This window comes from Nostoc sp. DSM 114167 (assembly GCF_052692655.1).
This window is the reverse complement of record NZ_CP195116.1, coordinates 5,594,192-5,607,138: the sequence shown is the minus strand read 5'-3', so window position 1 is coordinate 5,607,138 and position 12,947 is coordinate 5,594,192. Positions and strand designations below refer to the sequence as shown.

10 protein-coding genes are annotated in these 12,947 nt (G+C 41.3%); 4 read left to right on the top strand and 6 right to left on the bottom strand.

Annotated features, from left to right (window positions below):
* Positions 1-37: 37 nt before the first annotated feature.
* The 4 genes from NSTC731_RS23885 to NSTC731_RS23870 all read right to left on the bottom strand — a co-directional run bounded on the left by NSTC731_RS23885 (position 38) and on the right by NSTC731_RS23870 (position 4,764).
* On the bottom strand, positions 38-973 hold the full coding sequence (locus NSTC731_RS23885; RefSeq protein ID WP_445627097.1) for a M23 family metallopeptidase: 936 nt from the start codon (positions 971-973) through the stop codon (positions 38-40).
* A gap of 522 nt (positions 974-1,495) precedes the next feature.
* Positions 1,496-2,194: a DevA family ABC transporter ATP-binding protein gene (locus NSTC731_RS23880; protein ID WP_445627096.1), complete on the bottom strand. Its 699-nt coding sequence runs from the start codon at positions 2,192-2,194 to the stop codon at positions 1,496-1,498.
* An 80-nt stretch (positions 2,195-2,274) separates the two neighbouring features.
* Positions 2,275-3,447: an ABC transporter permease DevC gene (gene devC, locus NSTC731_RS23875; RefSeq protein WP_445627095.1), complete on the bottom strand. Its 1,173-nt coding sequence runs from the start codon at positions 3,445-3,447 to the stop codon at positions 2,275-2,277.
* A gap of 120 nt (positions 3,448-3,567) precedes the next feature.
* On the bottom strand, positions 3,568-4,764 hold the full coding sequence (locus NSTC731_RS23870; protein WP_445632158.1) for an ABC exporter membrane fusion protein: 1,197 nt from the start codon (positions 4,762-4,764) through the stop codon (positions 3,568-3,570).
* 671 nt (positions 4,765-5,435) lie between these two features.
* Between NSTC731_RS23870 and NSTC731_RS23865 the strand changes: the two genes are divergently transcribed.
* The 4 genes from NSTC731_RS23865 (at position 5,436) to NSTC731_RS23850 (ending at position 10,878) form a co-directional block, all read left to right on the top strand.
* On the top strand, positions 5,436-8,888 hold the full coding sequence (locus tag NSTC731_RS23865) for a HEAT repeat domain-containing protein (RefSeq protein ID WP_445627094.1): 3,453 nt from the start codon (positions 5,436-5,438) through the stop codon (positions 8,886-8,888).
* 165 nt (positions 8,889-9,053) lie between these two features.
* Positions 9,054-9,674, top strand: a complete 621-nt coding sequence (locus NSTC731_RS23860; protein ID WP_445627093.1) for a hypothetical protein — start codon at positions 9,054-9,056, stop codon at positions 9,672-9,674.
* Between the two features lie 82 nt (positions 9,675-9,756).
* Positions 9,757-10,695: a hypothetical protein gene (locus NSTC731_RS23855; RefSeq protein WP_445627092.1), complete on the top strand. Its 939-nt coding sequence runs from the start codon at positions 9,757-9,759 to the stop codon at positions 10,693-10,695.
* Between the two features lie 45 nt (positions 10,696-10,740).
* Positions 10,741-10,878 carry a hypothetical protein gene (locus NSTC731_RS23850; protein WP_445627091.1) on the top strand — a complete coding sequence of 46 codons (138 nt, stop codon included), beginning with the start codon at positions 10,741-10,743 and terminating at the stop codon, positions 10,876-10,878.
* Positions 10,879-10,955: 77 nt separating this feature from the next.
* Here NSTC731_RS23850 and NSTC731_RS23845 read toward each other — a convergent pair whose 3' ends face one another.
* Both NSTC731_RS23845 and devC (NSTC731_RS23840) read right to left on the bottom strand, forming a co-directional pair.
* Positions 10,956-11,660: a DevA family ABC transporter ATP-binding protein gene (locus tag NSTC731_RS23845; protein ID WP_445627090.1), complete on the bottom strand. Its 705-nt coding sequence runs from the start codon at positions 11,658-11,660 to the stop codon at positions 10,956-10,958.
* Between the two features lie 81 nt (positions 11,661-11,741).
* Entirely contained in the window at positions 11,742-12,914 is a 1,173-nt protein-coding gene (gene devC, locus NSTC731_RS23840; RefSeq protein WP_445627089.1) for an ABC transporter permease DevC, read from the bottom strand.
* Positions 12,915-12,947 lie beyond the last annotated feature (33 nt).

Here is a 12,947-nt window from a genome sequence, read left to right as displayed (position 1 = left end):
CACAAATTATGCAAAGACACGATCGATTCTGCCTCTACTAGTTAACGACCTTAGTTCGCCAAGGTGTTGGATCGACAGATTGTCCGTTGACATACAGACCCCAGTGTAAATGTGGTCCCGTGGCTGCACCTGTTGAACCTACTGCACCAATTAGTTGACCAGCTTTCACAAAATCACCTTCTTTAACGTTAATACGACTCAGGTGCATGAAAATACTGGTTACTCCTTGACCGTGGTCAATGCCAACTACGTTACCGTGTATCCGAAACCCTTGGGATACCCTACCTACCAAAGCAACTCGCCCAGCGGCTGGGGCAATTACCGGTGAACCGGCAGCACCAGCGTAGTCAAGACCACGATGATAGTAGTCTTTTGCAAATGTACCATTATAGTAGCGACGTACACCATAGTTTGTACTCATCCGCCCTGCATTTGGCTTCAGGAATACTCCATTCCAATACTTTTCTGGTGTTTGTAGCGCTTTCAAAGCTGCCACACGCTTGAGTTCATACTCTGTGGCATCCACTCCAGCTTTACCAGGTGGCAAAGTAATACGTTGTACGGGGAATTTGCGATTAAGCACATTCACTGCCAAGTTTTGCACTTGACCATCCCCTGCAACTCGGAGTGTTCTAGTTCCAGCTTTTTCTAGTGGAGTTGTGGGAACAAAAGCCCGATACTGATTGGGTGCAATTTCAAAGGCTGGGTATGTATTTTTACCAGTGGCTACTGTTGGATTTTTACCATTCTCTGGATTATTTAGATTAATCTCCACCGAGAGTGTATCCCCTAATTTAGGATTAGTTGGAATCACCTTTACTTGCAAAGCATCTACAGGTAATGCCAAGGCGATCGGGAGAACAGCAAATATTCCCTTTAACACATTTTTTGCACGGCAATTGGCTGTCAAAATTTTGACATCAAAACCAAGCAACTTTTTGTTTGAACTACTAGCGCTATTCTCAATAATCATAGAATTACAAAAACCCTTGCTTGTATTGGAAAATAGATTAGCTTATTATCGCTAGTATTTCCTGTTTGAAGCCGATGTTGTTGACAACCATAAATTTTCGGAAATTCTTCAGGTATTTATGGATTGCAAGGGCGAATCATTTTATCTGTAATTTTAGGAAATTGGTCTTGACTCTAATAACCAAGGTGTATGACATTGGCAATGAGCATAAAATTTAACTGTGATTACATAAATAATACTTGAAGGAAATCTCGGAATCAACTGGACACTTTTTCAACTGGACACTAATATCACATTCTTAGGTTGAAATTGGTATGGGGAAATTACTTAAACTAGGCGAGTAAGTCAGTGAAGATAAATTAAACTATATACATACCATTCGGAAATATTTTGAAACTTACTGAGAATAGCGCTTTAGTTGCCAAAAAACTATGATATTAAGGCAAACATGTGAGTCTGCCACGCCATACTTCAGATTTACTTTATAAATCAACTCTGAATGATGGAATACGCTAATTAACTTTAGGCTGATAGTATTACTTTTGACTTGAGTATGCCATCTTCCATCTGAACTATGCGATCGGCAATATCTAGGATACGGTTGTCATGAGTAACCATCAAGATGCTACAGCCTTGTTCTTTTGCCAGTTTTTGCATAAGATTGACTACATCTCGTCCTGATTGACTGTCAAGGGCAGCGGTGGGTTCATCCGCGAGGATTATTTGAGGATGACTGACTAAAGCACGAGCGATCGCTACTCGTTGTTTTTGTCCCCCAGACAGTCGATCGGGATAGTAATGCAAATGATTTCGCAATCCTACTTGCTCTAACATTTGGGCTGACCTAGCTCGCATCTTTTTTAACCCAAGATGTTTGTGCAATTCTAAAGCCATTTTGACGTTTTGAAGTGCCGTTAAACTACCATGCAAGTTATGTCCTTGGAAAATATAACCGTTATGGCGTCGTGCTTTTACTAGTTCTTCAGCACTAGCACCACAAAGTTCTCGTCCCAACACCTGCAAACTACCAGATTGGGCAGAACGCAATCCACCCACTAAGGTCAGTAAGGTAGTCTTTCCAGAACCAGAAGGCCCAGTCATGATAATAATTTCGCCAGCATTAATCTCTAAGTTGATATTATATAAAACTTGCTTGCGGAGTGAGCTGTGACCAAAGTGGTGGTCAAGATTTTTAATAGAGATGACGGGTTTGCTAGTCATAAATAGCTCGATTACTCATGATGATTGTCATTTATCCTTAGTCATTAGTTCTTTTGAGTAACAAATGACCAATGAAAAATTTAAAACATATCAGCGGGGTCGGTGGCTTGGAGTTTACGGGTGGCGATCGCACCGGAAATTGTACACATAATGATGGTCAGTACTAATACCTGTAATGTCCGAATCGCGGTCATGTACATGGGCAAATTTGTCGCACTGCGAGTCAGTTGATAAAGCACTAAGGACACTCCTAATCCGGGAAAGAAGCCCAATGCTGCTAAGATCAACGATTCTTCAAGCACCACACCTAGTAGGTAGTAATTGCGATATCCCATTGCTTTAAAGGTGGCGTATTCTCGAACGTGGGCATTAACATCGTTAGAGAGGACTTGATAGACGATGATCGTGCCTACCACAAATCCCATTGAGACACCTAGACTGAAAATAAACCCAATTGGGGAATTTGTTCTCCAAAAGTCATTTTCAAATTCAATAAATTCGGCGTGGGTTAATACTCTGACATCATCTCTGAGGTAGGCTTTGAGCATTGCTGCTACTTTGTTCGGGTCATAGCCTGGTTTTAGAAGAATCAAACCTAGACTGACACTGCTGGACTGTCGCCCAGAAAATAGCCGCAAAAAGTTTTGATCGCTGGTAATCAGGTTGCCATCAAAGCCAAAGGAAGCCCCGACTTGGAATAAGCCACTAATGGTAATTGTGCGCCGTTCTATTTCAGTAGTCAGGGTTTTACCTCGATCAATTTGAGCGATCGCTTTTTGATAATCTCCTCTTGCACCGCGATCGAACAAGACGGTATCCGGCATTTTGATCGCTTGTAATTGCTGGTTAACATCGGGTAAGTCAAAAGCTGGCTTGTCTGGGTTAAAGCCGATAACTAACACTCCAGTCTCACGGTGTGTTTGGGGATTCTTCCAGATTGTATTGTTGAAATACATCGGTTCTGCCGACTTCACCCCTGGTATATCCATTGCTTGGTAAAGTCGCCGCCGAGAAAATATAGACAAGCTTGCTAAGTTACGGGCTTGGGGACTGGTTAAAACAATGTCTGCTTGCAAACTGCGATGTAGTCTAGTGTTACTGTCATACAGCGCAGTTTGAAAACCTAGCTGCATGAACATGAGAAGATCCGCAAAGGCAATGCCTGATAATGCCACTAAAAGACGACTTTTTTCATGATTCAGTTGTAGCCATCCTAGAGGGGTTCGCCGTCGCAGTTGTTTGATCAATCCCATTATAAGAAGTGGGGAGTGGGGAGTGGGGAGATGAGGGAGCAGGGGAGCAGAGGAGCAGAGGGGCAGGGGAGAATAAGAAATAATGACAAATGACAAATGACAAATGACAAATGACAAATTTCACAATTCAATTACTGCCTTAACTTGCATATTGGTTAAGGTGGCGGCTTTTTGGCTGGAAGTTTCATCTAGTCGGATGTGGACTTCTACTACTCTGTTGTCGATATTGCTGACGGGATCTGTGTTAATGACATTCTGTCGTCGCACTTGCAAGCCTTTGCGATCTACGATTCCCTGCAATTCAATCGGGAGGTTATCACCAAAAATTCGCACTTGCTGTCCTGAATGCACTTTGCCGATATCGCTTTCGTAGACTTCGGCGATGACATACATCTGGCTGGTTTGTCCAATATCTGCAATGCCATCATTTGATACTAATTCTCCAGGATGGGTATGGATCTCAAATACCTGTCCATTTTGGGGCGATCGCACTACAGCCTGTTCAAGATTAACTTTTGCTAGATTCATGGCTGCTATGGCACGATTGACTTCTGCTTGGGCTGATTCTACATCCACTCCGCGCACTTCGGCAATTTCATCAAGTGTTGCTGTAGCTTGTTTAACTTGTTGCTGACTAGTTGATTGGGTACGATTTAATTGTGCTTGGGCTTCTTGCAAGCTTTTTTGGGCGGTTTCCAAGTTTAAACGCTTACTATCTCTTTGAGAGGCGGAAATTGCGCCTTGTTGATATAGTTGCTGATAGCGTTCGTCTTCTGCTTGGGCGTTACGCACTTGGGCTTGGAATCGCTCAATTGTTGCGGCTTGGGCATTAATATCACCTTGGCGTTCGGCTTCTAGACGAGCGATCGCAGCTTTTTGGGCAACAATTTCACCGCGTTTAGCACCTGCTTGGGTGCGGTTTAGGTTTGCCTGGGCTACTTTTACTTGTTCTTGCGCCTCTTTGAATGCTGCTTGGAGGCGATCGCGACTGTTTAAAATTGCGATCGCTTGTCCTGCTTTTACCCTATCCCCTTCCTTTACCAACAACTTTTCTACCCGACTTCCTTCCGCAGACACCGCAGCAGAGAGTTTAATTACCTTTCCCTGTGGTTCGAGTCGCCCTAAAGCTGTTACCGTTTTTAACTGTGGCAATTGTGTTGCTGGCACTTGTGCCTCTTGATTGGCATAATTTTGCCCACGTTTTACTATATAAAAACTTATGCCGCCAACCAATAAAGATATAGTTATACCTATAGCAACGGATGGACGCAGAATAGACTTAGGGAACGTTCTGTACCCTAGCTTTGAGTTTCGCACCATAGATTACCTCTTAACTAGTGGCGCAGAAAAAAGAATAGATTAGGCTTTTCTCCGTACTTGTTTGCTAATTCCTACTTCTTGAGTCAGTGATTGTTGATTTATCACTTCCAAGTCCATAAAATAATTTGGAAATTGTTGAGATTTTACTTAGATAAAGTGATTTATCTGGCTAGGATAACAACGATTATCTCTAGCGAATTAGAGGTTTATGTTTTTAGCAAACTACTTTTATTTTATGAAAGTACTCAGGTATAGTAAACGGTTTTAAATTTACGGGTTGTAACAGCGCCAACAATCATAATCAAATTAAGTAAATAAAAAAAATATTTGGTGTGATTAAGAGCGGTGGAAATTTATATCAAATTTTGATCATAATAGCGTTTACTAATCGTATTAGGTACATCATATTCTCCTCTTCACTTGCAGGCTAGGATTTTTGTATCTCATAAAGCACAAGAATCCCTATAATTCCATTCAAAGGTTAAAACGAAACATTAACCAAACTGCATTGGGACACCTGTAGCTTGCAATTGTCACAAATCAAATAGGATTACTGTATTAAGTCTGTTTGCTATTGGGAATTATAAAGATAGGGATACAAAATCACAATAGTTTTGACGTATTCCTTGATATAGTATAAATGTACTAACAAGTTTAGTTGTACAGCCATGCAACCTCTTCAACCAGTTAGCGGATCGGATTTGCAAAGATTTTTGTCAGCACCAGAGGAGTTATTGCAACAGTCAGTAGCGTTGCAATTAGCCGTTGCTAGTTTCCATCAAACACCGCGTAGTCTTTTAGAGATTCTAGTTAATAGTCCTGATGAGCAGGTAGCAGAAGCAGCAAGTTTACACGTAAATTTGGCAGGAGAAATAACAGACGGCTGGCAGCAAGCAGTTGATGAAATCCTGCAACAGCGTCAGCTAGGGCAAAACGACCGATTGGCGGTGGAATTACTCAAAATCGGGACTGTACCTCCTTGCTTTCTCAGCGAATGGGTTCCATCTGAGCGACTAATTCAAGGGTTGCGAAATCCTCAAATGCCCTTGCGTTATCGGTTGCAATTATTACAACGACTGTCACAGGAACCAACTTTAGAACCAAGGTTACAGGTAGCAGAGTCGCCAGAAACGCCGTCAGCAGTGTTGGAACAGTTGGCGGGTGATTTAGAATTACCAGTCCGGTTGGCGGTGAAATTTAATCCCAGTTGTCCACCACCATTAATTGAACTCGTGGAAGGACAGTATGCCGTTGCATCTGACTGGAATACTGATAGCGAACAATTAGCGATGTTGGGGCAGAGTCGCTGGGCGTGGGTGCGGTTGGCTGTGGCGCAAAATCCCTCAGCGACAGCAGAGACGCTGATGCAGTTGGCTGGGGATGCGGTGGACAAAATTCAGTTAGCGGTAGCGAAGAATCCAGAAACACCGACAGAGACACTGATGCAGTTGGCTGGAAATGCAGTATATGCAATTCAGTTAGCGGTAGCGAAGAATCCTTTCACTCCAACAGAAGCACTCAATTTGCTTGCAAACCATACTGATAACGAAATTCAAACGGCTCTAGCAAAACATCCGAAGACTTCAGAGCAAGCATTATTAAAACTATATCCCAAACACAAACGTACAATTATTACTCAAAGGAAAAATTTACCCCTAAGTATTATAGAGCAACTGGTACGCGATCGCAGTGAAAAAAATTTTTACTATTACGTTAATTCGGTAATCAATCAGCCAAACATATCAGGAGAAATTCTCGAACTTTTAGCAAATGATTCATTAGAGTCAATGCGAATTAATATTGCTAAACATCCACAAGTATTAGGAACTACACTCAAACAATTGGCTCAAGATTCAAGCTTTCAAGTACGGGAAGCAGTTCTCAGCAATCCGAAAACACCGAAAGCTATCAAAAAGCGTGTATTAGCAACAAAGTCAACTGACCATGTTTATCATATTTCATCAGGATCTAGACCACAAGATAAACAGCAAAGCTTAGAGCAACAAAGCCAAGATCCAAAAACATCACCTAACACCTTGGCAGAACTGGCAAAATCATCAGATAGCATCATCCGTTGTTATGTAGCGAAAAATCCCTCAATCCCCGCGGAAGTTTTAATTGAGCTAGTGAAAGATAGTGACATACAAGTACGGAGATGCGCGTTGATAAATATCAACTTACCTTACTTAGATGAACATCAACAAATGCTGATAGCAAAAGAATACAAACAAATGATTTTGGGATATTACCGTTTGCTTCTAGCTCAATCAGAAGCAGAAGAAACTGCAAAAGCAAATGAACTAATAGCACGTCGTCCCGATAGTCATCATGCTTTAACGCAGGTTGTGCAAAAGGGAGATCAAAAAGCTAAATTGACCGCAGCACGTAGTAATAAAACTCCGATTCAAGTCTTGGAACAACTGGCAAAAGATGCAGATGAAACCGTGCGTCAAGTTGTTTTACAAAATGCCAATTTACCACTCCAAAGTTTGCTAGAACTGGCGCGAGATAAAAGCTTGAATGTGCGTTTATGGCTTCTCCATAAATCATCTCATAATAAAACATCAACCCCTATTCAACTATTAGAAATATTGGCGCAAGATGAATCTGAGCAAGTCAGAGCCAAAGTTGCAGAACATCCCGATTCAAATGTTGAAATTTTGACGCGGTTAGCCAACGATACCAGCCGTGAAGTAAAAGCAAAACTAACTGCTAACCCCAATACTCCTGTCACAATTCTCACTCGCTTAGGCTTAGAAGAAAATCTCGTAAATCAACGTAACCCTAATACCCCAGGAATTGTACTTGCTCAGGCCGTTAAAAGCATGAGTAGCAAAAATCTTGCTGATTTTATTAAACATCCTGTCAAAGGTTCACAAATGCCTGTGGAAACTTTGTCACAGTTAGCAAGTCACACTGATAGTTCAGTGCGTTATCGAGTCGCATCTCACCCTAATACACCAGCCACCGTTTTAAGACAGTTAGCTAGAGACTCTTATGTAGCTACAGTTCGTGCTGTCGCCAGTAATGCTAATACATTTCCTGAAACTTTAGAAATGCTAGCTAGTAACCCAGATTTTACAACTCGTTTGGAAGTTGTTCGCAATCCCAACACACCGCCTCGCGCACTTGCTCAAATTGTTCTGAGTACCCAAAATTCAGGAAATACGCCAAATCAAACAGTGGATATGCTCAAAAGTGTATTTCCGGGCGATCATAATGATGTGCTGCATTCAATAGCTGGTAATCCTCGCACACCTATTGAGGCACTGGAGATTTTAGCAAGAAGAGAATTTATTGGTGCAACACCCGATCCTCGCTCGTTTATTCCACCTACAACTGATGATAGTATAGTGCGATCGCTTGCGTACAATCCCAGCTTAACACCGCAATTGCTGGGTATTCTTGTCCAAGATCCTTGTGTAGAAGTGCGTGTTTGTTTAGTTCGCCATCCCAATTTGACAGAGGCGTTGTGGTTACAGTTAGCAGAAGATACGGAAATATCCGTGCGTGAAGCTGTTGCGGCTACAATCAATGCACCTGTAAGTGTTTTGGAATTACTGGCGCGAGATGAACAAGTAGAGGTGCGAATCAAAGTAGCGACTAATCCCAATACACCAATTACTGTTTTACAACTTCTCGCAGGTGACGAAAACTCTAGTGTCCGCACTGCTGCGGCTAGCAATTCTAACCTACCTGAAACAATACTGACACAACTGGCAAACGATGAAAAAGTCGAAGTCCGCCGCGCAGTTGCTCAAAATCCCAACACCCCTGCACCCATCCGCGAAAGCCTCCGCGATTTGATTGTCCAACCCACCACCCACCAAACTAGTCCCACCTTGCGCGGACTCAACCGCCTCTACAACCCCAGCACTGATGATTTAGTCAGCATACTTGCAGAATACGCAAGTTCAGAAAATGCCTTTGTGCGGTTTGTCACACTCCTCCATCCGCTAACTCCCCATGAAGTACTGACTCAAGCAGCGCAGTCTGCATCCTGGCTGGAACGCTACGCCGTTGCTGATAATTCTGGAACTCCAAGCGTTTTACGCCAGCAACTTGCTGAAGATAGCAACCGGATTGTCCGCGCAGCCGCTAGAGTTAATACTAATTCGTAATTCGTATACTTCGACTCCCTTCGACTACGCTCAGGGCAAGTCGCTCAGTACAAGTTCGTAATTCGTAATTAATATTTGTCAGACTTAGTGGGGGTTTTAGAGTTTGAATTTGTTGCTGGATTTTAGAGAATTGGTATAACTTGTGAATAATGGAGGATGTTGCAGATGGCATACAGTGATTTCACACTCGCCAAAGTTCGAGAGACTTTTCAGCTTGTAATTGATGAAAAGCGCAATCTATTCAAAGATGTGTCGCCTATTCAACCTTCAGCCACCTTAACAACGCTCTTAGAAGAATATACTCAACTAGCAACTGCCATCAACACAGAAAAAGCCCGTTCAGAATTACTAATTATGCCAGCTCTTACGGAAGTTAGACGGCAGTTAAATTATCAAATTTCTCTGTTTTCCGGTACAGATTTCGATGTAGATAGTAGTAAAGGATTGAATGGATTTTGTGATTTCATTCTCTGTGGTTCTGAAGAACAGTTTTACATTAAAGCGCCTGTAATTACAATTATTGAGGCGAAAAACGAAAATATCAAAGGTGGTTTAGGACAATGTATTGCCACTATGATAGCTGCCCAATTATTCAATCAAAATATTCAACAAGAAGTTAAGACAATCTATGGAGTTGTCACTAGTGGAACTAACTGGCGATTTTTAATGTTGGAAGGACTAACAGCATACATTGACATAGTTGAATACTACATTAATGATGTTGACAAAATTCTTGGTATTCTGTTACAACCATTTCAAACTGCTTTACTACAACCATTTTCCTAAATTAGTCATTCTCTTAACATAGAGACTAATTGCAAATATTAACATATCCGTCAATAAAAAATTAAATTATACCTATTTAACTATGCAGCCAGAAACAGAGCAAATTCTAGGAACATTAGAAGTTATTATTGAGCCTAATTCAAACTTTAATTTACCCGGACATGAAGACGGTGGATATATTTCTCCATTTGTTTGGGAAGTCTCTGAATATGGGGAATTTGATATACTAAAATTGAGTCTTATTAAAGACTGGTTACAATTGACAGATGTTGAAAAAACAATTTTAGGCTGGCAATCAATGGAGTATTTGAGAATTTTTAATAATTTTTGTTTTAAAAAAGATGAGGAGAATAATAGGTCAAATAAAATCAAAGCGTTATTTAAAATACTGAGTGAAAAATTGCAAGAATTAAAATCTTTCGATTTAAAAGTTTCCTGTTACCTCCTACCCAATACTTCAATCGGTATTATTGTTGGTAAAACAATAGATAATGATTGGATTTGTGTCTGTCCTACCATTTATAAAGAAACAGAAATTTCTCAACAGCAAATTTTTCGCTCTAAGCAGCTTCAATCAATTAGCGCTAAACCATTGAGTGAAAATACATTAACTTTAGTTTCAGAAATCAAAGCAATTACTTCAGAATTAGGAACAATTCATTTAGAAGGCGATTTTGGTGGTGGTTATTACTATAGCTATAAACACCAAATTGTCTATGCTGCTGCTGAGACTAAAGAGGGGGCTATTGAAATGGCTTTACAGGCTTCGGGAATGCTGGAAATAAGTAAATTCCATAAATTTTACCCTGATAAACAATATTTTCAAGATGAGATGAGTGGCTCAGAAACCAAGTACTTAAAATATCAGCAAATAAATAAATTTTTAGCTTATTGTTTTCCAGAAGTAATGATGTATAGATTCAGCTTTTGGACTCAGGAAAATATATACGTAATCGGTAAAGTTTTAGGTGGAGATTGGGTAGGGCTTTATCTAGAAAGTGAATTTGTTTATAATCCCTAAGAAGATGTTCATGATGCCTAAAATAGCCGTAAACTCAACCAGTTTATGAACCAGTGCTTGCATAACCGCACCGACTACAGTATCAGTTTTTGGGATGTTGGCTATACCTACGAAGTCGGACAAACTCCAGCAGGAGATTGGCTAGGGGTGCGATCGCAAGGCGAATTTGAATACAATCCTTAGAAAGAGTAGCAAAAACCGTTCCAAAATCTCTTTACTTCACAAATTTGATTTGTGAGAATTGCTCAAAAAGAATCTGCTTAAGATGCTGCAACAACAGCACGGTCATTTACTAACTTGCCATCTTCCATGTAGACGATGCGATCGGCAATATCTAGAATGCGGTTGTCATGAGTTACCAAGAGAATAGTACAGTCCTGTTCTTTAGCTAGTGTTTGCATCAAGTTGACCACATCTCGTCCCGATTTACTGTCAAGGGCGGCGGTGGGTTCATCTGCTAAGACAATTTTAGGACGACCGACCAACGCACGAGCGATCGCAACTCTTTGTTTTTGTCCCCCAGATAAATCATCAGGATAATAATTCAGGCGCTCTCCTAATCCTACCTCCTCTAACATTAGGGCTGACCGAGTTTTCATTTCTGCTAACGAAATATTCTTATGCACTTCCAAGCCCATTCTGACGTTCTGGAGTGCTGTTAGGCTACCATGCAAGTTGTGCGCTTGGAAAATATAACCGTTACTACGTCGCGCTTGGGTAAGTTGGGCTTTGTTCGCGCCACACAGTTCTTGTTCTAATATCTGCAAACTGCCAGATTGGGCAGAACGCAAGCCGCCGACTAAAGTGAGAAGTGTGGTTTTCCCAGAACCAGAAGGCCCAGTCATAATAATAATTTCGCCGGCATTAATATCTAGGTTGATATCAAAGAGAACTTGCTTGCGAAGTTGACCATGACCAAAATAGTGGTCGAGATTTTTAACAGAGATGACGGGTTTGCTAGTCATAAATAGCTTGATTACTCGTGATGATTGTCATTTATCCTTTTGAGTAACAAATGACAAATGACTAATGACAAAGGACTAATTTTAAAACATATCTGCGGGGTCAGCAGACTGTAATTTACGGGTGGCGATCGCACCAGAAATTACACACATAATCATCGTCAGCGTTAATACCGTCAAGGCCCGTGCTACAGTCATGTAAACTGGCAAATTGGTGGCATTACGAGTTAAATGATAAAGTCCTAAAGGTGCGATCGCTCCAGGAATAAAGCCCAAAACTGCCAAAATTATCGCCTCTTCAAACACCACACTTAATAAGTAGAGATTGTTATATCCCATTGCTTTGAAAGTGGCGTATTCTTTTATATGAGAATTCACATCTGTAGAAAGAACTTGATAGACGATAATCACGCCCACCAAAAACCCCATTGCTACACCCAGGCTGAATATAAACCCGATCGCTGTATTTGTTTTCCAGTAATTTATTTCAAATTCAAGAAATTCTGCTTTGGTTAAAACTTTAACATCCTTATCTAAATGAGATTCTAAAGCTGCTTTCATCTGTTTTGGGTCATAGCCTGGTTGCAGCTGCACTAAACCGAGACTGACACTGCTTGCTTCTTGTCTGGGAAATAGTCGCAGAAAGTTCTGATCGCTGGTAATTAAAGTACCATCGGCTATGAAGGAAGCCCCGACTGAAAATAAGCCGCTAACGGTAATTGTCCGCCTTTCTATTTCAGTTGTGACAGTTTTACCTTGTTCAATTTTGGCGATCGCTTCATTATAATCTCCTCTAGAGGCGCGATCGAACAGAACGGTATCTGGTAGCTTAATAGCATCTATCTGGCGATTCACATCCGCTAAGTTTAACACTTGGCGATCGGGATTGAACCCCATAACTAATATTGTCGTCTTCTGATGTGTTTGGGGATTTTTCCAATCAACAATGTTGACATACATTCCTTCTGCCGACTTTACACCTGGTATATCCATTGCTTGATACAACCGCCGCCGCGTAAAGCTAGACATATATGCTAGGTTACGTGCTTGGGGGCTGATGACAAACATATCAGCCTGCATACTCCGATGCAGCATTGTGTTACTTTCAAACAGGGCATTCTGAAACCCTAGCTGCATGAACATTAGAACATCGGCAAAGGCAATACCTGACAATGCCACCAAAAGACGGCCTTTTTCATGACTCAGTTGCAGCCATCCTAAAGGCGTTCGCCGCCGCAGTTGTTCGATTAATTTCATAATAGGGAGTGGGGAGTGGGGAGTGGGGAGTGG